This is a genomic window from Methylobacterium sp. E-025 (assembly GCF_022829705.1).
Taxonomy (GTDB): Bacteria; Pseudomonadota; Alphaproteobacteria; order Rhizobiales; family Beijerinckiaceae; genus Methylobacterium.
The window spans coordinates 151,480-175,939 of record NZ_JAKSYR010000062.1 but is presented as its reverse complement, the minus strand read 5'-3'; the positions used below and the strand labels follow the sequence as shown (position 1 = coordinate 175,939).

At 71.4% G+C, this 24,460-nt stretch carries 24 protein-coding genes; 9 read left to right on the top strand and 15 right to left on the bottom strand.

Annotation, left to right across the window (positions count from 1 at the left end; translation table 11 throughout):
• Window positions 1-30 precede the first annotated feature (30 nt).
• The 4 genes from mdcC to mdcG are packed head-to-tail and all read left to right on the top strand — an operon-like array spanning window position 31 to window position 2,567.
• A complete protein-coding gene (mdcC, locus tag MKK64_RS06530) occupies window positions 31-345 on the top strand; it encodes a malonate decarboxylase acyl carrier protein (protein ID WP_147726513.1) in 315 nt (104 codons plus the stop codon).
• Window positions 342-1,238 (top strand): biotin-independent malonate decarboxylase subunit beta, encoded by an 897-nt coding sequence (locus tag MKK64_RS06525; protein ID WP_147726514.1) that lies wholly within the window; start codon window positions 342-344, stop codon window positions 1,236-1,238. The genes mdcC and MKK64_RS06525 overlap by 4 nt, the downstream gene beginning before the upstream one ends.
• Complete coding sequence (gene mdcE / locus MKK64_RS06520; RefSeq protein WP_147844026.1) at window positions 1,225-1,938, top strand: biotin-independent malonate decarboxylase subunit gamma; 714 nt, start codon at window positions 1,225-1,227, stop codon at window positions 1,936-1,938. The genes MKK64_RS06525 and mdcE overlap by 14 nt, the downstream gene beginning before the upstream one ends.
• On the top strand, window positions 1,935-2,567 hold the full coding sequence (mdcG, locus tag MKK64_RS06515; RefSeq protein ID WP_243932723.1) for a malonate decarboxylase holo-[acyl-carrier-protein] synthase: 633 nt from the start codon (window positions 1,935-1,937) through the stop codon (window positions 2,565-2,567). Before mdcE ends, mdcG begins: the two co-directional genes overlap by 4 nt.
• Window positions 2,568-2,761: 194 nt before the next feature.
• Here mdcG and proC read toward each other — a convergent pair whose 3' ends face one another.
• From proC to MKK64_RS06485, 6 genes are all read right to left on the bottom strand, one after another.
• Entirely contained in the window at window positions 2,762-3,592 is an 831-nt protein-coding gene (gene proC, locus MKK64_RS06510; protein WP_147843469.1) for a pyrroline-5-carboxylate reductase, read from the bottom strand.
• A gap of 8 nt (window positions 3,593-3,600) precedes the next feature.
• Window positions 3,601-4,110 (bottom strand): YbjN domain-containing protein, encoded by a 510-nt coding sequence (locus tag MKK64_RS06505; protein WP_147726522.1) that lies wholly within the window; start codon window positions 4,108-4,110, stop codon window positions 3,601-3,603.
• 317 nt (window positions 4,111-4,427) lie between these two features.
• Window positions 4,428-4,718 (bottom strand): accessory factor UbiK family protein, encoded by a 291-nt coding sequence (locus tag MKK64_RS06500; protein ID WP_147726524.1) that lies wholly within the window; start codon window positions 4,716-4,718, stop codon window positions 4,428-4,430.
• A gap of 157 nt (window positions 4,719-4,875) precedes the next feature.
• A complete protein-coding gene (locus MKK64_RS06495) occupies window positions 4,876-5,112 on the bottom strand; it encodes a hypothetical protein (protein ID WP_147726526.1) in 237 nt (78 codons plus the stop codon).
• 133 nt (window positions 5,113-5,245) lie between these two features.
• Window positions 5,246-5,962 (bottom strand): PhoH family protein, encoded by a 717-nt coding sequence (locus MKK64_RS06490; RefSeq protein WP_147726528.1) that lies wholly within the window; start codon window positions 5,960-5,962, stop codon window positions 5,246-5,248.
• Window positions 5,963-6,339: 377 nt separating this feature from the next.
• On the bottom strand, window positions 6,340-8,727 hold the full coding sequence (locus MKK64_RS06485) for an ATP-dependent helicase (RefSeq protein WP_243932721.1): 2,388 nt from the start codon (window positions 8,725-8,727) through the stop codon (window positions 6,340-6,342).
• 198 nt (window positions 8,728-8,925) lie between these two features.
• Between MKK64_RS06485 and MKK64_RS06480 the strand changes: the two genes are divergently transcribed.
• Both MKK64_RS06480 and MKK64_RS06475 read left to right on the top strand, forming a co-directional pair.
• Window positions 8,926-9,162 (top strand): hypothetical protein, encoded by a 237-nt coding sequence (locus MKK64_RS06480; protein WP_147843467.1) that lies wholly within the window; start codon window positions 8,926-8,928, stop codon window positions 9,160-9,162.
• 117 nt (window positions 9,163-9,279) lie between these two features.
• The gene (locus MKK64_RS06475; RefSeq protein ID WP_243932719.1) at window positions 9,280-12,843 is read left to right on the top strand and encodes an AsmA family protein; all 3,564 of its coding nucleotides are present in this window, start codon (window positions 9,280-9,282) and stop codon (window positions 12,841-12,843) included.
• 70 nt (window positions 12,844-12,913) lie between these two features.
• Here the strand turns inward: MKK64_RS06475 and MKK64_RS06470 are convergent, their stop codons facing one another.
• On the bottom strand, window positions 12,914-15,031 hold the full coding sequence (locus tag MKK64_RS06470; protein ID WP_243932716.1) for a S9 family peptidase: 2,118 nt from the start codon (window positions 15,029-15,031) through the stop codon (window positions 12,914-12,916).
• A gap of 623 nt (window positions 15,032-15,654) precedes the next feature.
• Between MKK64_RS06470 and MKK64_RS06465 the strand changes: the two genes are divergently transcribed.
• The 3 genes from MKK64_RS06465 to MKK64_RS06455 all read left to right on the top strand — a co-directional run bounded on the left by MKK64_RS06465 (window position 15,655) and on the right by MKK64_RS06455 (window position 17,342).
• Window positions 15,655-16,089 (top strand): MucR family transcriptional regulator, encoded by a 435-nt coding sequence (locus tag MKK64_RS06465; protein WP_147729091.1) that lies wholly within the window; start codon window positions 15,655-15,657, stop codon window positions 16,087-16,089.
• A gap of 101 nt (window positions 16,090-16,190) precedes the next feature.
• Entirely contained in the window at window positions 16,191-16,385 is a 195-nt protein-coding gene (locus MKK64_RS06460; protein ID WP_147729092.1) for a hypothetical protein, read from the top strand.
• 111 nt (window positions 16,386-16,496) lie between these two features.
• Window positions 16,497-17,342 carry a DUF6456 domain-containing protein gene (locus MKK64_RS06455; RefSeq protein WP_243932714.1) on the top strand — a complete coding sequence of 282 codons (846 nt, stop codon included), beginning with the start codon at window positions 16,497-16,499 and terminating at the stop codon, window positions 17,340-17,342.
• A gap of 11 nt (window positions 17,343-17,353) precedes the next feature.
• On the opposite strand, the gene MKK64_RS06450 is transcribed toward MKK64_RS06455, so the two are convergent.
• The 8 genes from MKK64_RS06450 to urtD all read right to left on the bottom strand — a co-directional run bounded on the left by MKK64_RS06450 (window position 17,354) and on the right by urtD (window position 24,458).
• Entirely contained in the window at window positions 17,354-17,776 is a 423-nt protein-coding gene (locus MKK64_RS06450) for a SufE family protein (RefSeq protein ID WP_147726948.1), read from the bottom strand.
• Between the two features lie 82 nt (window positions 17,777-17,858).
• On the bottom strand, window positions 17,859-18,857 hold the full coding sequence (locus MKK64_RS06445) for a sensor histidine kinase (RefSeq protein ID WP_243932837.1): 999 nt from the start codon (window positions 18,855-18,857) through the stop codon (window positions 17,859-17,861).
• Window positions 18,858-19,074: 217 nt separating this feature from the next.
• On the bottom strand, window positions 19,075-20,127 hold the full coding sequence (locus MKK64_RS06440) for an aliphatic amidase (RefSeq protein ID WP_147842655.1): 1,053 nt from the start codon (window positions 20,125-20,127) through the stop codon (window positions 19,075-19,077).
• Between the two features lie 64 nt (window positions 20,128-20,191).
• Complete coding sequence (locus tag MKK64_RS06435; protein WP_147726951.1) at window positions 20,192-20,509, bottom strand: FmdB family zinc ribbon protein; 318 nt, start codon at window positions 20,507-20,509, stop codon at window positions 20,192-20,194.
• 62 nt (window positions 20,510-20,571) lie between these two features.
• Entirely contained in the window at window positions 20,572-21,801 is a 1,230-nt protein-coding gene (gene fmdA, locus MKK64_RS06430; protein ID WP_147726952.1) for a formamidase, read from the bottom strand.
• Window positions 21,802-21,880: 79 nt separating this feature from the next.
• A complete protein-coding gene (locus MKK64_RS06425) occupies window positions 21,881-22,897 on the bottom strand; it encodes an alpha/beta fold hydrolase (RefSeq protein ID WP_243932712.1) in 1,017 nt (338 codons plus the stop codon).
• A gap of 11 nt (window positions 22,898-22,908) precedes the next feature.
• Window positions 22,909-23,598, bottom strand: coding sequence for an urea ABC transporter ATP-binding subunit UrtE (urtE, locus tag MKK64_RS06420; RefSeq protein ID WP_147842657.1), 690 nt, complete (start codon window positions 23,596-23,598; stop codon window positions 22,909-22,911).
• Window positions 23,599-23,672: 74 nt separating this feature from the next.
• The gene (urtD, locus tag MKK64_RS06415; RefSeq protein ID WP_147726955.1) at window positions 23,673-24,458 is read right to left on the bottom strand and encodes an urea ABC transporter ATP-binding protein UrtD; all 786 of its coding nucleotides are present in this window, start codon (window positions 24,456-24,458) and stop codon (window positions 23,673-23,675) included.
• Window positions 24,459-24,460: the final 2 nt, after the last annotated feature.

Below are 24,460 nucleotides of genomic sequence, written 5' to 3'. Positions count from 1 at the left end.
ATGGCATTGGGCGCAGGAGGACGATGTCACATGGAAACGATGACCTTCCGCCACACCACGAAAGGACCGCTCGCCGGCACCAAGCCGCAGGCGATCACCGGCGTCGTCGCGTCCGGCAACCTCGAGGTGCTGCTGGAGCGTGTGCTGCCGCCGGACCAATGCACCATCGAGATCGCGACGCCGGTGGTCGGCTACGGCGACGTCTGGGAGGCGGTGGCGGCCGACTTCGTGGCGCGGGCCCAGCCCGGCGGCCTGCGCATCGCGATCAACGACGGGGGCGCCCGGCCCGACACCGTGTCGCTGCGCCTGCTCCAGGGCGCGCGCCTGATGGAGACCGGCCGATGAGCTTGAGCTGGTACGAGGCCAGCGCCCGGCAGCGCGTCGCCGCGCTCGTCGACGCGGAGAGCTTCGAAGAGTTCGTCGGCCCGGAGCAGCGGGCGATGAGCCCCCACCTGCCGCTGTTCGACCTGCCCCGCGCCTTCGACGACGGCATCGTCGTCGGCCGGGGCAGGCTCGACGGCCGCACGGTCTACCTCGCCGCCCAGGAGGGCCGCTTCATGGGCGGCGCCTTCGGCGAGGTGCACGGCGCCAAGCTCGTCGGGCTTTTACGCGCCGCGGTCACCGAGACGCCGGAGGCCGTGCTGATCCTGTTCGACACCGGCGGCGTCCGCCTGCAGGAGGCCAATGCGGGCGAGACCGCCATCGCCGAGACCATGCGCGCCATCGCCGATCTGCGCCGCGCCGGCATCCCGGTGGTCGGGCTCGTCGGCGGCCGCGCCGGCTGCTTCGGCGGCGGCGGCCTGATCGCCGGAACCTGCTCGCGCCTCGCGGTCTCGGAGGGCGGGCGCATCTCGGTCTCCGGCCCGGAGGTGATCGAGACCAACAAGGGCGCCGAGGAATTCGACTCGAAGGACCGCGCCCTGGTCTGGCGCACCATGGGCGGCAAGCACCGGCGCCTCGCCGGCGGCGCCGACCGGTTCTGCGACGACACCGTGGAGGCGTTTCGCGCCGCCGCCCTCGACCTGATCGGCCGGGCGCCGGCCTTCGACCTCGCGACGCTCGAAGCGGAGCAGGCGCGGCTCGAAGACCGCATCGCGCGCTTCGGCGATTGCCGCGACGCCACCGAGATCTGGGCGCGCCTCGGCGTCAACGACCCGGCCGGCGTGCCGGCCCTGTCGGCGGCCGACTTCGACGGCCTCGTCGCCGGGCTCGAGGGGACGACACATGACGCTCGCTGAGATCCTGGCCTCGCTCTTCCCCGACGGCCACGCGGTCGCCGTCGCCGACGGTCTGATCACCGGCCGCGGGCCGCTGGACGGCCGCGACCTCGCGGTGGTCGGCGTCGACGGCGACACGCCGCTCGGGATCGAGGGCGCGCTGGCCCTTTCGGCCGCCGTGCTGGGGACGGTGCGGGCCGGCGGCGCCACGCCGATCCTCGTGCTCGTCGATTCCGACAGCCAGCGCATGAGCCGGCGCGACGAGCTTCTGGGGCTGAACGAGTGCCTGGCCCACCTCGCTAAGGCGCTGCTGCTGGCGGATGCGCAGGGCCACCCGACGATCGGCCTGATCTACGGCCACTCGGCCGCCGGCGCCTTCATCGCCACCGCCCTCGCCACCCGGGTTTTGGTGGCGCTGCCCGGGGCCAACCCGAGCGTGATGGACCTGCCCTCCGTCGCCCGCGTCACCAAGCTGCCGCTGGAGAAGCTCGAGGCGATGGCGAAATCCACCCCCGTCTTCGCGCCCGGCCTCGACAACATGGTCCAGGCCGGCGCGGTGCAGGCGGTGCTCGATCCCGCCAAGCCCCTCGGGCCGCAGATCGCGGCCCTGATCGGCGAGCCGCCCTCGCACGACGCTCGCGACGCCCTCGGCAAGGAACGCGGCGGTCGTCCCGTCGCCCACGACATCGCCGCGCGGGTGGTCGACGCGGCGCGCGCGTGACGACGCTTCGCCGCCACGACCTGTTCGTGGTGGCGCCCGAGGCCTGGGACCGGCTGCTCGCCGGGCGCTCCGACCTCGACGGCGTGCCGCATGTCGCGGCCTGGGCCGCCAACGGCTGGCCGGTGATCGTGCGGCGCCGTCATCCGGACGAGGGCGACCATCTGCCCGCCGGGCTGCCCCTGCCGCCGGCCGCCGGCAAGCGCCGCATCGGCCTCGCGGTGCCGTGGGCCGACGCCACGCCGTCCCCTCCGGTGACCCTCGCCGCCGCGCGCCCATCCGCGCCGCCGGCCTGGCACCTCGCCATCGACGCGGTGCTGGCGCTGGCCGCCGAATACGGCGTCGTCCCGCAGGTGTTCGGCGGCCTGCTGTGGCAAAGCCTGACCGGCCTCGCCTACCTCTCCACGACCTCGGACCTCGACCTGCTCTGGCCGGCCACCGTGACGCACAGCCTCCTCGACGGCCTCGCCGCGATCGAGGCGGGCGCCCCGATGCGCCTCGACGGCGAAGTCGTCCTGCCGGACGGCGCCGGGGTGAACTGGCGCGAACTCCGCGACGCCCCGCCCGGCGGATCGGTGCTGGCCAAGGGGCTCGATCGGGTGGCGCTGGTTCCTGCAAGCTTGGACCGGTGAGGCCGAAGGATCGAGCCTTCAGCCGATCCCGTCCACCATCCTCATCCTGAGGTGCCGCAGCGAAGCGGAGGCCTCGAAGGAGGCTTCCAGCTTGCGCGCGATTCCCGGAGGGCTCCTTCGAGGCCCACTGGCGCGGGCGCCTCAGGATGAGGGAGTGGGATGGAGGAGCCCCGCATGCCCTATGGCTTCGAGCCTCAGCCGGCCAGCTCGCCCGCCCGCCGTTTGGCCGCCGCGACGGCCTCCCGCATCAGGGGGCCAAGCGCGTCGTCGCGCATCAACACGTCGAGGGCGGCGGCGGTGGTGCCGCCCGGCGAGGTGACGTTGCGACGCAATTCCGATGCGGGCAGGTCGCTCGCGTCGAGGAGGGCGCCGGCGCCGGAGATCGTGGCCCGGGCAAGCCGCGCAGCGACCTGCGGATCGAGCCCGGCGGCGATCCCGGCCTCGGTCATCGCCTCGACCATCAGGAAGACGTAGGCCGGACCCGAGCCCGACAGGGCGGTGACCGCATCGATCTCGGCTTCCGAGCCGACCCATTCCACGAGCCCGTTGGCGCCGAGCAGAGCCGCGACGGCGGCACGCTGGCCCGCGGTCACCGCCGCGTTCGCGACGGCGCCGGTGGCCCCGCGGCCGATGCTGGCGGGCAGGTTCGGCATTGCGCGCACGATCGCCCGGGCGCTCGGCAGGCGGCCTTCGATGTCGGCCACGGTCTTGCCGGCCAGGATCGACAGGACGACGGTGCCCGGGCCGATCATCCGGTCGAGGCCGGGCGCGGCGTCAGCGAACCCTTGCGGCTTGATCGCGAGGACGAGGACGGCGGCGGGCGCGACCGTGGCCGGGTTGAGGGCGAGGCCGCGGGCGGTGCAGAGCGCGCGCAGCGCATCGGACGGATCGGCCTCGACGATCGTCGTGCGCTTCGGGTCGAGGCCGGCCGCGAGCCAGCCTTCGAGCATCGCCCCGCCCATCTTGCCCGCCCCGACGAGGGTGAGGGAGGCGGGCAGGGCGCCCGCCGCGGGAGGAGCGGCCATGGCGGGCCTCAGGCCTCGCCCTCGGTCTCGAACAGGACCGCGTCCAGCGCCTCGCGGGCGGACTTGCCGGCCCAGAGCACGAACTGGAAGGCCTGATAGTAGCGCTCGCACGCCTCCACCGCCGACTTCAGCAGCATCGCGCATTGCGGATGCGTCGGCACCGAGCCGCCGGCGAGCAGGAGCGAATGGCGGAACATCACCACGTCGTCGCTCGACCACAGGTCGAAATGCCCGATCCAGAGCTGCTCGTTGATCAGCGCGATCAGGCGCTGCACCTCGGTGCGGCGGCGATCCGGCACCTTGAGGTCGAAGGCGCAGGCGACGTGCAGGGCCTCGACGTCCTCGATCCAGGTGAACGCGACCTGGTATTCGGTCCAGCGCCCGGCCACCACGACGGACATCTCGTCCGTCTCGGCGCGATCGAAGATCCAGTCGCGGAGCGCGGCAAGACGCTCCACGACATCGAGCGGGTGCTCGATCCGATCGTAGCCTTCGATGTCGACGTGAAGCTGTGGCATGACGATCCGAGATGACGCCGCCGTATTCCGGCGCCGCGGCATGGTGAACGATAAATAACCAAAGTTCGGAACCATGTCACGACACGAAATCACTTGTCCCGATGGGACGGAATATCGCGCGATGACGACTTGGCGGCTCCCGGTCTTCGGCGGGCTAAGGCGAATCAGTACGTCACCGACTATAAACCGGCGCGGACTCGCGACACAAAGCGCTTCGCCCGGCCGGTGAACAGGAAATGGATCGTTCGCGCGCGCTTCCTGTGTACAAGCCCGCCGCCCCGCCGAGACCGATTCGCGCCGGTCGCCCGCGCGTCGGATCAGATCGCCTCGCTCGCTCCGGCGGTGGACGCAGCGGCCGCGGCCGGCGCCGCATCGGCCTCGAGCGCCGCGACCCGCGCGGTCAGCGCCTCGTTCTGCGCGCGCAGGGTGGCGACCATGTCGCGCAGCACGTCGAGCTCCTCGCGGGAGGCGATGTCCATGTCGCGGATCAGCCGCTCGGCCTGGGCGCGGATCACGGTCTCGGCCTCGCGGCGCACCCCCTGCGCGGCGCCCGCGGCATCCGTCATCAGGCGGGCGAAGTCGTCGAACAGGCGGTTGGAGGGGGGCATGTGGTCTCCGAAAGCTCGCAGCCGCAACCCGGCCTGCGCCTCGACATAGGAATCCGCGGAGTCCGGGGCAATCCGCCGGCGCGCAGCGGCGCGGGCGGCCACAAAAGAAAACGGGGCCCCGAAGGACCCCGTCGCCGACCGATCAGGGTCGGTCAGATCACATGCGGCGCATCATGTGGCGGCGCATCATGCGGTGCTCCATGTGCCGGCGCATCATGCGACGCTCCATCCGGCGATGCATCATGCGACGCTCCATGCGGTGCATCTGGACATGCTCGATCGCGTCGGGGGCGGTCACACCCATCGGGGCGCCCGGGGCGGCGGAGGCGGGGGCGGTGATGGCGGCGGCGCCGAGCGAGGCCAGAACGGCAACGGCGAAGGTCAGTTTCCTCACGGAGATAATCCTGTTTCTTGTCGTCGGGCCGCGGCACCCATGTCATCTCCCGGGTCCGGGAGATGAGAGAAGGACGTCGCGCCGGTGAAGCGCGGCGGGTCTCCGCTTCGACCCGCCGCTGGTAACTCGCAACTTACAGATTCGTTTCCTCGAAAGCCTTCACCCACTCCGCGCAAATTCCGGAGCGGACGATGTCGTCGCGGGTGAACTCGACCACGGGGATCGGCATCATCCGGCTCTTGATCAGGTGGATGACGGTGCGCAGGCCCGAGGTCTCGCGCAGGTCGGTCTGCGAGACGTCGCCGTTGATGATCACCTGGCAGGCGTCGCCGATGCGGGTGAGGAACATCTTGATCTCGGCGGTGGTCGTGTTCTGCGCCTCGTCGAGGATCACGAGGCAGTCCTTGAAGGTGCGCCCGCGCATCACCTCGAACGGCACGATCTCGATGTCGCCGGCCTTCAGGGCGATCTCGAAGGCGGCGGCGCCCATCCGTTCCTTCATCGCCTCGGTGAGGGGAGCGACCCAGGGCGCGATCTTCTCCTCCAGCGTGCCGGGAAAGAAGCCGAGCGAACGGCCGCCGGGAACGTTCGGGCGGGTGATGATCACCTTGGCGATCCGGCGCTGGCGCAGCAGGTCGGCGGCGCGTGTGCCGGCGATGTAGGTCTTGCCGGTGCCGGCCGGGCCGAGCACGATGACCTGCGGGTTCAGGGCGAGCGCGTCGAGGTATTCCGCCTGCCGGTCGGTCAGCGGCTGGATCGGGCCTAGGTTTCGTTCCTCGTCGAAGCGGGTCCTGTGCAGCCGGACCGTGCGGTCTTCCACCAGCTCGAGTCGTGCGCGCCGTCTTTTCATCGATCAACACTCCGCGTGGGATTTGCCAACCAAAAGGACTTGCTAACCAGAAACCGCTCTTCGCTCTAACCTTCGTATCGTGGGCTTATCTCTCCTCTCGGAAGCAATGACGCTGCCTCGAGCCGGTTCCGGCCCTCGACACGAAGCTTGTGGACAAGACGAGCCGCTGCGCGGCCCGCCTGGTCGTTGCCGGAGCATGCAACGCGCGCACCATAGAGTCGGGCGATGCGACGGCCGCATGACGGGGCCCGGCAGGTGTTGCTGAAATGGCTCGGACGACGGCGGATGGTGCGCCGGGACGGTCGGGGGATGGGGCCGTGTCCGGTCCGCCCAAGGTCGTGTCCTACGCCCGACGTCACGCTCGTCCGCGAGCGGCCTCAGGCCGGCTGCAGGAAGCTGTCGAGCACCATCTTGCGACCGGCCTTGTCGAAGTCAACGGTGAGCTTGTTGCCGTCGACGGCGGCCACGTCGCCGGGGCCGAACTTGGTGTGCAGAACCCGCATCCCGGCCTCGAAGGCCGAGGGCGTGCCGGTGGATTTGGCGATCAGCTCGCCCTCGATCTGGCGCGGGCCGCCGCGCCCGCCGCCGGGCGAGGCGCCGAAGCCGCGGGCGGTGGTGTGCGCCGCGCCCTTGCCGAAGTTGTTCTGCTGCCCGGTATTGGCCTGCGCCCGCTGCCAGCCCGGCGTGCCGTAGCTCGAGCCGAAGGGCTGCGGATTGCGGTCGAAGCGCGAGGCGCCGGCGGAGAAGTGGGCCGGCGCCTCGATCACGTCGACCGCCGATTCCGGCAGCTCGTCGATGAAGCGCGACGGGATGGTCGAGGACCACAGGCCGTGGATGCGGCGGTTGACGGCAAAGGACAGCTTCGCGCGCTTGCGGGCCCGCGTCAGCCCGACATGGGCGAGGCGACGCTCCTCCTCGAGGCCCGCGCGGCCGCTCTCGTCGAGGGCGCGCTGGTTCGGGAAGAGGCCGTCCTCCCAGCCGGGCAGGAACACCGTGTCGAATTCCAGGCCCTTGGCCGCGTGCAGGGTCATCAGCGAGACGCGCTCGGCGCCCTCGGCCTCCGAGGCCTCCATCACCAGCGAGACGTGCTCGAGGAAGGCGCCCATGTCGGGGAACTCCTCCATCGAGCGGACGAACTCCTTGAGGTTCTCCAGCCGCCCGGCGGCGTCGGCCGACTTCTCCTTCTGCCACATCTCGGTGTAGCCGGATTCCTCGAGGATGGTCTGCGCCACCTCGGAATGCGGGTTGCTCTCGACGAGCCTGGCCCACCGCGAAAAGCTCTCGGTGAGCGCGCGCAGCGTCGAGCGCACGCGGGGCTTGAGCTCGTCGGTCTCGCAGAGCTTTCGCGCGGCATGGAGCAGCGGGACCTGCTCGGCGCGGGCGTAGAGGTGGAGCTGCTGCAGCGTCGCGTCGCCCAGGCCGCGCTTGGGGGTGTTCACGATCCGCTCGAAGGCGAGGTCGTCGGACGGGTTGTTGGTCGCGCGCAGGTAGGCCAGCGCGTCGCGGATCTCGGCGCGCTCGTAGAAGCGCGGGCCGCCGATCACCCGGTAGGGCAGGCCGAGCTGGACGAAGCGGTCCTCGATCTCGCGCATCTGCGCCGAGATCCGCACCAGCACCGCGATCTCGGAGAGCGGGTGCTGCTTGGCCTGGAGCGCCTCGATCGATTCCGCCAGGAGCCGCGCCTCTTCTTCCGAATCCCACGCGCCCGACACGGTGACGGGCTCGCCGAGCTCGTCCTCCGTGCGCAGGGTCTTGCCGAGCCGGCCCTGGTTCTTGGCGATCAGGCCCGAGGCGGCGGCCAGGATGTGGCCCGTCGAGCGGTAGTTGCGCTCCAGGCGGACCACCACGGCACCGGGAAAATCGTGCTCGAAGCGCAGGATGTTGTCGACCTCGGCCCCGCGCCAGCCGTAGATCGACTGGTCGTCGTCGCCGACGCAGGCGATGTTCTTGCGCACCTGCCCGAGCAGCCTGAGCCAGAGGTACTGGGCGACGTTGGTGTCCTGGTACTCGTCGACGAGGATGTAGCGGAACCGGTCCTGGTAGTTGGCCAGCACGTCCGGATTCTCGCGCCACAGCTTGAGGCAGAGCAGCAGCAGGTCGCCGAAATCGACCGCGTTGAGCGTGACGAGCCGGGCCTGGTAGGCGGCGTAGAGGTCGCCGCCCTTGCCGAAGGCGAAGGCCTGCGCCTCGCCGGCCGGGATCTGGTCCGGGCCGAGGCCGCGGTTCTTCCAGCCGTCGATGACGTGGCCGAGCGCGCGTGCCGGCCAGCGCTTCTCGTCGATGTTCTGGTCCTTCAGCACCTGCTTCATCAGGCGCAGCTGGTCGTCGGTGCCGAGGATCGTGAAGTCGGATTTCAAGCCCACCAGCTCGGCGTGGCGGCGCAGGATCTTGGTGCCGATGGCGTGGAAGGTGCCGAGCCAGGGCATGCCCTCGCCGGCCGGCCCGATCAGCGTGCCGATGCGGTGCTTCATCTCCCGCGCGGCCTTGTTGGTGAAGGTCACCGACAGGATGTCGAACGGCCGCGCCCGGCCGGTCGTGATCAGGTGGGCGATGCGGGTCGTCAGCACCCGCGTCTTGCCGGTGCCGGCGCCGGCCAGCACCAGGACGGGGCCCTCCGTCGCCTCGACGGCGCGGCGCTGCTCATCGTTCAGGCCGTCGAGATAGGAGGACGCGCTCGGGCGCAAGGCCCCCATGGCGCGGGCGGCGATGGAGCTGGAGCCACGCTCCGCGTCGGAAGGCGGCGTCGCATGCGAAGAGTTCGGCATGGGCAATCCCTGGACCAAAACGCGAACGGCGTCGAGACCCGGACGCCGAGGCCTCGACGCTGAGGCGCGATCGCCGAGGCCCGGAGCCCGAGGCCCGGACGCAATGTCGCCGCCCCGCGCGGCCGCCGGGCGGGAACTTGAAGCAGGCCGGCCGCTTGCTCACATCATCGACAGACATCCCCCACACAGGAGCGCCCGATGCGCATCGTGCCGATCGCCATCATCGCCGCCCTCGCCGCCACGCCCGCCCTCGCGCAGGTCCGGCAGGGCAACCCCGACGCCGCCAACGAGTCCTTCGCCCGCCAGGGCGAGTCCCGGGCGCTGCAGCAGAACCTCACCTCGCAGAACAACACCACGCGCATGGAGATCCAGCGCAGCCAGCAGATGCAGGCGCCCCAACCCACCCCGGGCGTGATCGTCGCCCCCCGGCGCTGAGCCGAGCCCGCGGGCGTTGAACCAAGGCCGCGGGCGCCCTGGCGCCTGCGGTCCCGCGCCGTGCTATGCCCGCCGTGAACCCGCCGGGTGGCGCGGGGTGCATGCGGAACGATCACGGTGCGTGACCTCCTGACCGCGCTCGCGGGCGCCGTCATCCTGATCCTCGTCGCGGCGCTCGCGGTGCCGCCCTTCATCGACTGGCCGACCCATCGCGCCTTCGTCGACGCGACCGTGAGCCGGTCCCTCGGCCTGCCGGTGCGCAGCGAGGGCCGCATCGACGTGCGGCTGCTGCCCTCGCCGCGCCTGCGCCTCGACCGCCTTCATCTCGGCGACGAGCCGGGACGGCCCGCCCTCGATCTGCGCTTCGTCAAGGCCGAGCTCGGCCTGAGCCCGCTGCTGGCGGGCGCGTTCCGCTTCACCGAGACCCGGATCGGCCGCGCCGAGGTCAAGCTGCCGGTGACCGAGGGCGACGCCCTCGTGGTGCCGGCCGGCCTCGGCGAGGCCCTGCGCGGCCGCGACCTCGCGATCGAAGACCTCCACGTCCAGCAGCTGCTGCTGACCACGGTGGTGCCCGCGACCGGGCGCACCGACCAGTTCTACGCGGAAGCCGTGCAGATCCAGGCGCCGGCCCTCGTCGGCCCCTGGCGGGTCGCGGGCACCAGCGGCGGCCTGCCGTTCACCCTGGTCAGCGGCGAGCCGGCGGCGGACGGCGCCGTCGCCCTGAAGCTCTCGGGCGGCGGCGACGCCCATCCGCGCTTCGAGGCCGACGCCCGCGTCGCCTTCGTGCCGGCGGATCCGCGCGGCGGCGCCCGCAGCACCGAGCCGCGCCCGCTCGTCGCCGAGGCCGAGGGCAGCGCCCGCCTCGTCGTCGGCCCGCCGGCCCAGGCCGCCGGCGCCTACCTGCCGTTCGCGCTGGGCGGCAAGTTCAAGGCCCGCGGCGCCCTCGTCCGGTTCGAGGGCGTCAACGCCGAGATCGATCCGGGCGGGCAAGCCTTGCGGCTTTCCGGCAGCGGCCAGATCGACCTGCGCCGCTGGCGCGCGGGGCTGACCCTGGAGGCGCGCCGCCTCGACCTCGACGCCTTCCTGCTCTCGCCGGGCGGGCAGGCCTTCGTGGCGCGCGGGCTGCCCAAGGTCGGCGCGAAATCGGGTGGCGGCCTGCCGGTGATGCTCGACCTCGACCTCTCGGTCGAGGCGGCCGTGCTCGGCTTCGAGGAATGGTCCACCCTCAAGGCCACGGGCACCCTCGACCGCACCGGCGGCCTGCTGCTGCGACGCTTCTCGGCCGTGGCGCCGGGTGCGGCGACCGTCACGGCCAGCGGCGAGATCGACACCGATCCGAGCCCGCGCTTCACCGGCCCGGTCGCGCTCGCGGCCCCGGCCTCCGACGGGCTCGGGCGCTACCTGCGCCGGCTCGGCCTCGACGGGCCGCCGACGGCGCTGCTCGACGGGCGGCCGGTCGAGGTCTCGGCCGAGGTCTCGGCGGCCGGCACCGCGTTCTCCCTGCGCAACCTCCGGCTCGCGCTGGGCGAGGCGCAGGTCACCGGAAATGCCCGCTACACCCCGGCCGAGGGCCGGACCCGCGGCCGGTTCGACGCGCAGATCCGCGCCCGCGGCCTCGACGTTGCCGGCCTGCCGCCGCTCGGCAACGCGCTCGCGGGGCTGCACGGGCACGACCTCGGCCTGACCATCGAGGCGCGCGACCTGCGCTACGGCGTGACCGGCACCGGGAACGGCACGCTCTCGGCCAGCATCCAGTCGGACGGCGCCGCCCTCGTCGTCGACAGCCTCGACGTGACGGACCTGGCCGGCGCCAACGCCAAGCTGTCCGGGCGGATCGGCGCCGACGGCACGGGGCGCGTCGCCGGCCGGCTCTCGGCCCCGGTGGCGGCGCCGCTGCTCGCCCTGGTCGACCGGGTCTGGATCGCGGAGACGCGCCTGATCCCGGCCTTCCTGCGCGCCGGCGCGCTCGACCTCGCCGTCACGCTGGAGCGCGACGCGGGCGACGCCGACGCGCTGCGGCTCGCCGCCACGGGCCAGGCCGCGGGCGGCAGCCTCGACCTGTCGCTGGTCAGCCGCGCCGGCGCGGTCGAGGGGGCGAGGATCCGCCTCGCGACGCCGCGGGCCGGCACCTGGCTCGGCCGCACCGACATCGCCGGCCTGCAGCAGCCCGCCGACCTGAGCCTGGTGGCGGCCCGCGCGGCCGACGGCGGCCTGACGCTCCAGGCGACCGGCACGATCGCCGGCGCCACGCTGTCGACCGCGACGCCGCTGCGGCTTCCCACCGAGGGCGGCCCGCCCCGATCCGGCGCGCTGCGGATCGAGACCGCCGACCTCGCGCCGTTCCTGACGCTGGCGGGCGCCGCCGCCCTCGCGCCGGGGCCGTGGCCGGCCGACCTTTCCGTCGCGCTGACCCGGCAGGGAGACGACGCGCGTGCCGCGCTCGCCGGCCGGATCGCGGGGGCGGCCCTCGATGCGACCCTCGTCCGCGCGCCGGACGGGGCGCTGTCGGGAGCGGCGCGCCTCGCCCGCCTGTCCCTGCCGCACCTCGCGGCCGCCCTGGCGATGCCGGCGGGCGCCGCCGGCCGGTTCGGCCCGGTGCCACCGCCGGGACCGCCGGTCTCCCTCGACCTCAGGGTCGACCAGCTCGAGCTCGGGCGCGGGCTCACCGCCTCGGGCGCCGCCATGGCGTTGGGGTTCGAGGAGGGGACCCTGACGCTGCGCGACCTCTCGGCCAGGCTCGCCGAGGGGCGGATCGCCGGCTCGGCGACCCTGTCGCGTCGCGGCGGCCTCGCCTCGATCGCGGGCGAGGGTACCGTCGCCGAGCTGTCGATCCCGGCGCTCGCGGGGGGCGGCCCGCTCGGCGGGCGCCTGTCGGCGGCGCTGCGCTTCGGCACCTCCGGCGAGACGCCCGGCGCGCTGGCGGCCAACCTCTCGGGCACCGGCAGCCTCACGCTCGCCGCCCTCAACCTGCCCGAGACCGATCCCGCCGCCGTCGGGCGCGCCCTCGTCCGCGCCCTGCAGATCGAGGACCCCTTGCGCGACGGCCGGCTCCAGGCCCTCGTCGCCGAGGAGCTGTCGAAGGCCGCTGCCGGCACGACGCAGCCGGCCTCGGCGCCGGCCACCATCATCGGAGGGGTCGTGCGCGCCGGGCCGCTCGACCTCGATTTCGGCGCGGCGCGCTGGAACGGGACGCTCGGCTACGATCTTCGAACGAGCCGGCTCGACGCCCGCGGCACGCTCGGCGGCGGTGTGGCGCCGAAGGGCTGGAGCGGCGGGCCGCCCGCGATCCAGCTCGGCTTCGCCGGCCCGCTCGCCGCGCCCGAGCGCAGCCTCGACGTCGGCCCGCTCACCACCGGGCTCGCCGCCCTGGTGCTGCAGCGCGAGCTCGAGACCATCGAGCTGATCGAGGCCGACCAGATCGAGCGCCAGCGCCGCCGCGCCCGGATCGAGATGGACAAGGCCCGCGCCGCCGCCCTCAAGGCCGCCGCCGAGAAGGCCGCTGCGGAAAAGGCGGCTGCGGAGAAGGCGGCCGCCGACAGGGCCGCGGCCGAGGAGGCCGCCCGCCAGGCCCGGCTCAAGGCGCAGGCCGCCGAGGAGGCTGCCCGCCGCGCCCGCGCCGAGACCGCCGAACCGCCGGCCGAGCGCCCGCTCGACATCCGCCCGCCGCCCGCCCAGCCGTGATGCGCGTCCTCCCTCCCCCGCAGTGGGGGGAGGGCGTGTTCCTATCTCGGCGGCGCCACCCCGCGTCCCCTCAAGCCTTCCCCACCGCCGCCAGCGCGAAGCCGTAGATCAGCGCCACCTCTTCGAGCCGGTCGAAGCGGCCGGCGGCGCCGCCGTGGCCGGCCTCCATGTTGGTGCGCAGCAGGACCGGGCCGCCGCCGGTCATGGTCGCGCGCAGGCGCGCCACCCATTTCGCCGGCTCCCAGTAGGTCACGCGCGGATCGGTGAGGCCGCCGAGCGCCAGGATCGCCGGATAGGCCTTGGCCGCGACGTTGTCGTAGGGCGAGTACGACAGGATCGTCCGGAACGCCGCCTCGCTCTCGGCGGGGTTTCCCCATTCCGGCCATTCCGGAGGGGTCAGCGGCAGCTCGGCGTCGAGCATGGTGTTGAGCACGTCGACGAAGGGCACGTCGGCGATGATGCCGGCGAACAGCTCGGGGGCGAGGTTGGCCACCGCCCCCATCAGCATGCCGCCGGCGCTGCCGCCATGCGCGACGATCCGCTTCTCCGACGTGTAGTTCGCGGCGATCAGCGCCCGGGCGCAGGCGACGAAGTCTGAGAAGGTGTTGGGCTTCTTCTCGCGCTTGCCGTCGAGGTACCAGCGCCAGCCCTTCTCGGTGCCGCCGCGGATGTGGGCGATGGCGTAGACGAAGCCGCGGTCGACCAGGCTCAGCAGGTTGGTGCGGAACGCCGCCGGCATCAGCGTGCCGTAGGCGCCGTAGCCGTAGAGCAGCAGCGGCGCCGACCCGTCGAGGACGAGGTCGCGCCGGTGCAGCAGCGAGATCGGGACCTGCTCGCCGTCGGCGGCGGTCGCGAACAGGCGCCGGGTGACGTAATCCTCCGGCGCGTGCCCGCTCGGGATGGTCTGGCGCTTGCGCAGGAGCCGGGCGCGGGTGGCGCAATCGTAGTCCCAGGTCTCCGTCGGCGTCGTCATGGACGAGTAGGCGAACCGGATCGTCGCCGTCTCGAACGCGTAGCCGGGCTGGAGGCCGAGCGAGTAGGCCTCCTCGGCGAACGCCACCGCATGCTCCTCGCGGGTCGCGAGGTCGCGCACGATGATCCGCGGGCGGGCGTTCTCCACCTCGAGGCGGACCAGATGCGCCGCGAGCACGTGCAGGTGGCGGATCATGGTGCCGGCGCGGTGCGGCACGAGGTCGGTCCAGTGCGCCCGGCCCGGGTCGGCCACCGGGGCTGTGACGATTTTGAAGTCCTCGGCGCCGTCGGCGTTGGTGAGGATGTAGAGATCCGTCCCGCGATGCTCGACCGAGTAGATCAGCAGCGGCTCGCGCGGCTGCACCACGCGCAGGCGCCCGTCCGGCCCGGCGCGGTCCAGGAGGTGGACCTCCGAGGTCTCGTGGTCGCTCGCGGTGATGGTGAGGTAGCCGCCCGACTGCGTCGCCCCGATATGGACGAAGAACCCGGAATCGCGCTCGGTGTAGACCGCGAGGTCGTCGGCCTGGTCCGCGCCGAGGCGGTGGTACATCACCCGTGCCGGCCGGTGGTTGGCGTCGACCGCCACGTACCAGAAGCCCATGCCGTCGGCCGACCACACCGCCTCGCCGGAGGTCGCCTCGACCCGGTCCGGCGCGTCGGTCCCGGTGGCGAGGTCGCGTACGCGGATGGTGTGGAGCTCCGAGCCCTTGGTGTCTGCGCCCCAGGCCAGGCGGGCGTGGTCGTCGGAATGGGCGGCCCCGGCGATCTCGAAGAACGCCTGGCCCGCGCCCTCCTCGTCGCCGTCGATCAGGATCTCTTCGGCCCCCGCGTCGTCGACGGAACCGGTCGGCCGGCGACAGATCAGCGGGTGCTGGCCGCCGTCGCGGTGGCGGTTGTAATAGGCGAACGGCCCATCCGGGGTCGGCACGCCGCTGTCGTCCTCGCGGATGCGGCCGCGCATCTCGGCGACCAGGGTCCTGCGCAGCGGCGCCGCGTCGGCGAGCGCAACCTGCGCGTAGTTGTTCTCGGACTTCAAGTAGTCCGCGATGTCCGCGGGCAGGGCTGCCGGGTCCTTGAGGACATCCTGCCAGTTCTCGGCCTTCAACCAGGCGTAGTCATCGGTGATGGTGCGGCCATGGACGACGTAGCTGTGCGGCCGGCGCGGCGCCTTCGGTGCGTCGGATGCGGGCGGGACGTGAGCCGTTTCGAACGCCATCTGAAATTTCCCGTGGAGAATCTTCGAGCCTGCGCATGTGCCGTGCGGCCCGTTCCCGGACAAGACCCGGCGTCGAAACGCTCGCGATCGGATGGTGTTGGCCGGGCGGGGCATCGCGCGGACGGGGTGCCCGGGCCGAGCGCGGCCGCGCCAGGGTTTGACCAGGACGAGGGCTTGGCGAGGACGAGGGCTTGGTGCGGACGAGGGCTTGATGCGGACGAGGACTTGGCGAGGACTTGGCTTGACAGCTTTCGCCGCGAGGCTCTCGGTGGCGGGCGGCGGCGTGGCGTCCGCCGAGGGAGGCGCAATCAGAGGTAGCGAAACTCGTCGCCAGCACTTCGCCCTTGAGTAGGCATCTGTTTGAGCGATGTCGGCAAGCTGAAATATTCTTCCGGATAGTTGACGTTGCGTATCCAAGCTGCCGTCGAGCAACTTGCGGCCGATCTGCAAATATCCTATTGAGATGTCGTGGCGAAAGGGGTCGCCGCATTTCACTCAGCACTTGCGGGCAGGACGACCATTGTTGCGGGAATGCCCGCATCGCACCACGAGACGTCGGGGCCGAGGGTCCGCGCCGCTCGGGACGCGTCGACTGCCTCAGCGTCCAGGGGACATCGCCGAACATGAACGACACAGACACCACGGTCGATTACGTGGAACTCGCCGCCGACATCGTGTCGGCTTACGTCAGCAACAATCCGGTCCCCCCGGGCGAGCTGGCGCAGCTGATCGGCCGCGTCCACGCTTCGCTGGTGCAGGTCGCGGGCGGGCAGGTCGAGGCGGCCGCCCCCGCCGGTCCGCTGACGCCGGCCGTGCCGGTGAAGAAGTCCGTCACCGCGGACCACATCATCTGCCTGGAGGACGGCCGGACCTTCAAGTCGCTCAAGCGCCACCTGCGCGCCAAGTACGACATGAGCCCCGAGCAGTACCGCGCCAAGTGGGGCCTGCCGCCGGATTACCCGATGGTCGCACCGAACTACGCCAAGGCCCGCTCAGACCTCGCCAAGGCGATCGGCCTCGGCCAGACCCGCAACGGCAACTACGACGAAGCCGCCTGAGGCGGCCGGAGGCGAAGCCGGGGCGCACCCGGCTTCGCTCGCGCTGCCAGAGGAACGAACCTTGCACTGCCTCAGTCCTGTCCCGTGAGCGGTCTGTTCCGATGAGCGATCCCAAGATCCCCACCGACGACCTCGACAAGGCGAACGACGTCCTGGCGGAGTGGGCCGCCCGGTCCGCGGCCGACAGCGACGGGCTGGTCGAGCGGCTCGCCGCGATGGGCTACGACGTTCGCGGCAAGTCCGAGGACGAGATCGCCGAGGTGCTGAAGCATCCGCCGACCCAACCCACGGCGTGAGCTGCGTGACGCTCCACAGCGCGCGGGCCGTCAAGTCTTGATCTAGGACGATTTTCAAGACTCTCCTGTTTCCTTCGCCGTGACGAAGATCGTTCGCGTTGGGAACAAAACATGAACAAAACTCCTCAGGCCCGGACCGCCCGCCCCGTGGCCGTGCCGCGCGCGGAGGCCGCGCTCGGGCGCGCCGGCGAGCGGCTGCTCGCGGCGCTCGCGCCCGAGGGCGCCTACGCCTTCCCGGACCCGGTCGAGGATGCGATGCTGATCGTGCGGTGCGGCGGCGGCGTCTCGCTCGGCGGCGGGCGCTTTCCCGCGGCGTCGGGCGAGCGCCTGCTGGCCGCGGACCTCGCCCACCGCGAGCCGGGTCCGCGCGGCCGCATCCTGCTGGCGCCGGCCGGCCGTGCCCGCCTCAGGCGCGGCGACGCCCCGGCCGGCGAAGCGTTCCGCGGCCAGCATCTCGACCTCGTGGTGGAGGGCGAGGGGGCGGAGCGACGCCTGCGCGACGCCGCCGAGAGCCCGATCGCCTGGATGGTGCGGCGGCGCGGCCGGGACGGGGCGCCCCTCCTCGACCGGGCCTCGTTCGAGGCCGGCGAGCGTCTGCGCCGCGACATCACCACGGGCCTGATGATGCCACGAATGGGCATCGACTGGAGCGCGATCCGCGTCGACGGTTCCGGCCCGCGCGACGCCGCCGGCGCCTCGGATGCGATGATGGCGGCCCGTGCCCGGGTGGAGCGGGCGATGGCCGCGGTCGGCCACGACCTGTCGGGCCTGCTGATCGACCTGTGCGGCCACGTGAAGGGGCTCGAGCGGATCGAGGAGGAGCGCCGCTGGCCGGCGCGCTCCGCCAAGGTGGTGGCGAAGATCGCCCTCGGGCGCCTCGCCGAGCATTACGGCCTGCAGCGCGAGGCGGTCGGGCCCGACCACGCCCGGATGCGGCTGTGGCGGGACCGGGCGTAAGCCCCGCGCGCTCAGGCGGCGAGGCGGACCGCGTCGCGATGGATGCGGTCCGCCATGGCGCGGACCCCGTTCGAGCGCTGCGGCGTCAGGTGCTCGCCGAGGCCGAGCTTGGTGTAGAGCGCGAAGGCGTCGGTGTCGGCCGCCTCGCGCGGGGTCTTGCCGTTGAACAGCGCCACCATCAGCGCGACGAGGCCGCGCACGATGTGGGCGTCGCTGTCGCCGCGCAGGTGCAGGCGCGGCACGTCGCCCGAGGCGTCGACGTTCAGGTCGATCCAGACCTGGCTGGCGCAGCCGAGCACCTTGTTCGACTCGGCATGCAGGGCCGGGTCGGCCGGCGGCAGGGTGCGGCCGAGCTCGATCAGGTAGCGGTAGCGTTCTTCCCAGTCGTCGATGAATTCGAAGTTCTCGACGATGGTCTCGATCGGAGGCAGCATGCTCGGCCGGTTTCGTGTCGGGGGGCGCGGGATATCCCGGATATAGGTCGCCGCCCCGGCCGATGCGAATCGCGACGCCCGCTCAGGCCGGGTCCTCGACCCGCGCCTCCGGCAGCTGCAGCCGCAGCGGATCCTCGGCGGTTGCGACGCCGGTGACCGCGATCTCGGCCTGGGCGGCGTAGGCCGCGATCAGCCGCGGCCCCAGCTTCGGGATGTTCGGCCGACCCGACTCCGCCTGGTCGCCGGCGCCGGAGACGATCGAGAGACGCACCGGTGCACCGGGGGCCGCGTCGATGTCGATGGCGATCGCGCAGGCGACGCTCTCGGCGGTGGCGTCGAGGCATTCGGCGACGATCTCGGCGACGATCATGCCGAGGGCGTTGGCGGTGCGCGGCTCGACCAGGCTGGTGCCGGCGCCGCCGAGATGGACGCCGATGCGGCCGGCCCGGCGCAGCTGGCCGAGGCCGGAGGCGAGCCGGTGCAGGTAGTCGCGCAGGTCGATCGAGGCGATGTGCGGCGCCTCGTGCAGGTGCTGCTGCACCAGCGCGATCGCCCGCACCCGCTGGCCCAGCGCCTCGAAGCTGCCGCGGCAGGGCTCGGGCGCCGCGCGGCCGTAGAGCCCGATCAGGCTGACCATCACCTGGAGGTTGTTGCGGACCCGGTGGTAGACCTCGGCGAGCAGGGTCTCCTTCTCCTGCAGCGCCTCCTCGATATGCACCTCGGCATGCTTGCGGTCGGTGATGTCGAAGCACGAGCCGAGATAGCCGCGGAACTCGCCGTCCTCGGTCAGCGGCCGGGCGGTGTCGAGCAGCCAGCGATAGGCCCCGTCGTGGCGCCGCAGGCGGAACTCCACGGTGAACGGCTCCCGCGCCGTGAACGCGGCCGAGACGATGCGCGCGTGGCGCTCGAAGTCGTCCGGGTGGAGCCCCGTGCGCCAGCCGGCGCCGAGCTCCTCCTCCAGCGGCCGCCCGGTGAACTGGAGCCAGCACTCGTTGTGATGGATCGCGTGGCCGAGATGGTCCGAGCGCCACATCATCAGCGGAACGTCGTCGGCGAAGCGCCGGAACTCCGCGCTGACCATGGGCGCTCCCGGCTCGCTGTCCTGACCGCCCGCACCGGCCGGCTTCGACTCACCGTTCATGATCTTCCCGATCCGCCCCTGTTCCGACCTGATGTGCGCTAGGCAAGCGCCGGTCAACGTGTCGGGCGATGGGCCGTTCCGATAGGGACGACGTCCTGTCACCCGCGCGGCCCCGCCCGGCCTCCCGGGCCGGCGGAACCGCGCGGTGGGCCGCGTCTCAGCGCGGGTCCGGCGGACCCTCGCCCTTGCCGACGAAGGGGATGCCGTCGATCGGGCATTCCTCGGTGCCGACGCCCTGCCGGGTGATGGCGCGCACCGCGTCGCGGGTGGCGTCGGGGTCCTCGATCCAGCGGCGGTAGAAGTCGTAGGGGCATTCCGACAGCCCGTGCCGGTTCTCCTTCGAGTTGATCATCCCGGTGTAGCCGCGGTGCAGCAGCTTGAAGAGGTGGTTCTCCGACTGCCCGTGCGCACGGAAGTCGCGGATCAGGAACTTCGACAGCGCCGCGTACTGGATGCCCATCTCCTCCTCGCCGCACTCGCCGAGGGTGCGCCCGTCGAAGCCGACGATCGCGGAGTGGCCGAAGTAGCTGTAGACCCCGTCGAAGCCGGCCGCGTTGGCCACCGCCACGTAGGTGTTGTTGGCGAAGGCCATCGCCTTCGACATCAGGATCTGCTGCTCCTTGGCCGGGTACATGTAGCCCTGGCAGCGGATGATGAGCTCGGCCCCGCGCATCGCGCAGTCGCGCCAGATCTCGGGATAGTTGCCGTCGTCGCAGATGATCAGGCTGATCATCAGGCCCTTCGGCCCCTCCGAGACGTAGGTGCGGTCGCCCGGGTACCAGCCCTCGATCGGCGTCCAGGGCATGATCTTGCGGTACTTCTGCACGATCTCGCCCTGGTCGTTCATCAGGATGAGCGTGTTGTAGGGCGCCTTGTTCGGGTGCTCCTCGTGGCGCTCGCCGGTGAGCGAGAACACGCCCCAGACCTTGGCCTTCCGGCAGGCGGCGGCGAAGATCTCGGTCTCCGCCCCCGGCACGGTGGAGGCGGTCTCGTACATCTCGCCCGCGTCGTACATGATCCCGTGGGTCGAGTATTCGGGGAAGATCACCAGGTCGAGGCCCGGCAGGCCGGCCTTCATCCCGACGATCATGTCGCCGATCTTGCTCGCGTTCTCCAAGACCTCGGCCTTGGTGTGGAGGCGGGGCATCTTGTAGTTCACCACCGCGACGCCGACGCTGTCGGCGCTGGACGAGATGTCTCCGTGCATCATGGCGTGGGTTCCTCCTGGCTTGGGTTCTTGCCTCCCCCGCGAGAGGGGGAGGGTGAGCTGCAGCCTAGTGGCTGATCATCCACGGCCGCGCGTTCGGAAAGCTCTTGGCGGCCGTGGGGTTGGACTTCGCCTTGGTCCCGCTGCAGCAGCCGCAGCCGGCCCCGTGCGCGGACGACTTGCGGGGCGCGTGCGCGCTGCGCTCGTTGGTGGCGAAGGCCTTGCGCCGGCCCGCATCCATGGAGGCGAGGTTCGGCGCGGTGAGGAAGGCGCGCCCGCACGCCGCCCCGCAATCGGGACAGTCGTGCGGGTCCCTGAACTGCGCCATCGGGCGCAGCACCGTGAACGGCCCGCAGGCCTCGCAAGCGTAATCGTAGACGGGCATTCGAGCGCTTTCAGGCAGGGTGCACGCGGTCTGCCGCCCGGAAGGCGCGGCAGACCCGAAGACTACAGATCCGGCGAGAGCGGCATCTGGATCGAGCCGTCGAGGAACTTCGTCGGCCCGGCAGCAGTGGGATTGATGTCGAACTCGAAGATCTTGGTCGGAATCCACAAGGTCGCGCAGGCGTTCGGGATGTCGACGACGCCGGAGATGTGGCCCTGGACCGGCGCGGTGCCGAGGATCGAATAGGCCTGCGCGCCCGAGTAGCCGAACTTCTTGAGGTACTCGATCGCGTTGAGGCAGGCCTGGCGGTAGGCCACCGTCACGTCGAGGTAGTGCTGCTTGCCGTGCTCGTCGACCGAGACGCCCTCGAAGATCAGGTGGTCGTCGAACTTCGGGGTGATCGGCGACGGCTTGAAGATCGGGTTCTTGATCCCGTACTTGGCCATGCCGTCCTTGATCAGGCTGACCTTGAGGTGGACCCAGCCCGCCATCTCGATCGCGCCGCAGAAGGTGATCTCGCCGTCGCCCTGGCTGAAGTGCAGGTCGCCCATCGAGAGGCCGGCGCCGGGCACGTAGACCGGGAAGTAGATCTTCGAGCCGCGCGACAGGTCCTTGATGTCGCAATTGCCGCCGTGCTCGCGCCCCGGCACCGTGCGGGCGCCGGCGGCCGCCGCCTTGTCCTTCGCCTCGCCCTTGAGCCGGCCCATGTGGGCGGTCGGCGCGAAGGGCAGGGTGGCCAGCGCCGGTACGCGGTTCGGGTCGGTGTCGAACAGCGCCTTCTCGCGGGTGTTCCAGGTCTCCAGCATCTTCGGGTCGGGCAGGCAGCCGATCAGCCCCGGGTGGATCAGGCCGGGGAAGCGCACGCCGGGGATGTGACGCGACTTGGTGAACATGCCCTCGAAGTCCCAGATCGACTTCTGCGCCTGGGGGAAGTGCTCGTCGAGGAAGCCGCCGCCGTTGTTCTTCGAGAAGAAGCCGTTGAAGCCCCACTGGCTCTCGGGCTTGGCGCCGATGTCGAGGAGGTCGACCACGAGCAGGTCGCCGGGCTCGGCGCCCTCGACGCCGATCGGGCCGGAGAGGAAGTGGACGATCGACAGGTCGATGTCGCGGACGTCGTCGGCGGAATCGTTGTTCTTGATGAAGCCGCCGGTCCAGTCGTAGGTCTCGACGATGAAGTCGTCGCCGGGCTTCACCGTCGCGACCATCGGGATGTCCGGGTGCCAGCGGTTGTGCACCATGTCGTTGTCGTAGGCCGATTGCGTCAGGTCGACCTTGATCAGCGTCTCGGGCATGTCTCGACTGTGCTCCCTGTTGTTCGAAAATCCGGGGCTTGGCGCATCCCCGCCCGGCCGGCGCACCGGCCGAAACCGTTCAGCTCGCGAGCAGCTCTTTGAGCGCGTCGTCGAGGGTCTTGATGTCGTCGGGGCTGGTGCCGGGGCCGCCGGCGAAGTGGCCCCACCAGGTGTCGATGACGCGCAGCTCCGCGTTCGGCATCGACTCCGCCTCGATGCGGTTGTCCTCGGGCGGGAAGTACAGGTCGGTCGAGGCCGGCATCAGGATCGCCTTGGCGGTGATCGCGCGAAGCGCCGCCTTGGTGTCCCCGTGGAAGGTGTCGTTGGCGCCGATGTCGCCGTTCTGCCAGGTCCACAGCATCGCGAGCAGGTCGTTGGCGTCGCGCGTGTAGAACAGCCCCTCCCAGAACCCGACGAGGAAGTCCTCGAGCGAGGCGTAGCCCATGTGGGTCTTGTCGGCCTCGATCCGGTAGAAGGTCTGCGACAGGCCCCAGCCGGCATAGACCCGGCCGAAGGCGCGCAGCCCCTTGTTCGGCGGGCTCGCGTACCAGCCCTCGGCGAAGGCGGCGTCGGCCTGGAGCGCGGCCTTGGCGCCTTCGAGGAAGACGAAGTTGTGCCGCGAGCACTTGGCCGAGCCCTGGAACGGCAGGATGCGCGGGACCAGGTCGGGATAGAGCGCGCCCCAATGGTAGGTCTGGAGCGCTCCCATCGACCACCCGGTCACCAGCACCAGCTTATCGATGCCGAAATGCTCGGTGACGAGCCGGTGCTGCGCGCGGACGTTGTCGTAGGCGGTGACGTTGGGGAAGCGCGGCCCGTTCCAGGGGGCCGGCGTGTTGCTCGGCGAGGACGAGAGCCCGTTGCCGAACATGTTCGGGATGATGATGAAGTACTTCTCGGGGTCGAGCGCCTTGCCCGGCCCGATCAGCCACTCGTTCTCGGTGTGCTGGCCGGAATACCAGGTCGGGTAGACGATGGCGTTGTCGCACGCCGCGTTCAGCGTGCCGAAGGTCTTGAACGCGAGCTTGGCGTTGCGCAGCGTCTTGCCGCATTGGAGAACGTGGTCGCCGAGCTCGAAGATCTCGTAATCGGCCATGATGTCCTCGTTCAGACCGAGAGGAAGCGGGCGACCTGGGCCTCGTCGATGTCGGCGCGCAGCGATTCGTGGACGATCTCGCCGTTCTCCATGACGAGCACCCGGTCGGCGACGTCGAGGGCGAAGCTCAGGACCTGCTCGGAGACGACGATCGACAGGCCGCGCGCGTCGCGGATCTTCTTCAGGGTCCGGCCCATCTCGCGGATGATCGACGGCTGGATGCCCTCGGTCGGCTCGTCGAGGAGCAGCACCTTCGGCTTGCTCGCGAGCGCGCGGGCGATGGCGAGCTGCTGCTGCTGGCCGCCCGACAGATTGCCGCCGCGCCGTCCCTTCATCTCGAGCAGCACCGGGAACATCTCGTAGAGGTCCTGCGGCACCTTGCGGGCGCCGGTGACGGTGAGCCCGGTCTCGATGTTCTCCTGCACCGTCATGGTCGAGAAGATCATCCGGCCCTGCGGCACGTAGGCGAGGCCCTTGGCGACCCGGGCGTGGCTCTTGAGGGCGCCGATCTCGGTGCCGTCGACGCGGATCGAGCCGGCCTTCACCGGCACGATCCCCATCAGGGTCTTCATCAGCGTGGTCTTGCCCATGCCGTTGCGGCCCATCACCGCGACGATCTCGCCGGGCGCGACCTGGAAGTTCAGCCCGTGCAGCACCTCGCTCTGGCCGTAGGCGGCGTGCAGGTCCTCGACGCTTAAGATCGGCGCGGCCGAGGGGAGCGTGGTGAGCGGAGGGGCCTTGGCCAGGGGGGGATGCGCGGTCTGCAGCATGATGCTCAGTGTCCCAGATACACTTCGATGACCTTCGGATCGTTCTTGACCCGCTCCATCGAGCCCTCCGACAGGACCTTGCCCTGGTGCAGCACGGTGACCCGGTGGGCGATGTCCTCGACGAACTTCATGTCGTGCTCGATCACCAGCACCGAGCGGCCGACGATGATCTGGTTCAGCAGCTCGGCGGTCTTGATGCGCTCGCCGACGCTCATCCCGGCCACCGGCTCGTCGAGCATCAGCAGCTCCGGGTCCTGGATCAGCAGCATGCCGATCTCGAGCCACTGCTTCTGGCCGTGGCTGAGGAACTCGGCCCGCTCCAGCAGCTGGTCCTTCAGGAAGATCGTCTCGGCGATCTCGTGGATGCGCTCACGGACCTGCGCGTCGCGCTTGAAGGTCAGCGCCCCGAACACCGAGCGCCCGCGCGGGAACGAGATCTCCAGGTTCTCGAACACGGTCAGGTCGTCGTAGATCGACGGGGTCTGGAACTTGCGCCCGACGCCGGCCTGGACGATCGCGCTCTCGGTGAGCTTGGTCAGCTCCTGGCCCTTGTACTTGATCGACCCGGCGCTGGCGCGCGTGCGCCCGCAGATCAGGTCGAGCACCGTGGTCTTGCCGGCGCCGTTCGGGCCGATGATCACCCGGATCTCGTTGGGGTCGACGTAGAACGAGACGTCGTTGACCGCCTTGAACCCGTCGAAGGAGACGGTGAGCGCGTCGACCGCCAGCAGGTATTCGGGGGCGTTCGGGTTGGCACCGATGACGGAGCCCGGGAGGATCGCGGCGTTCATGC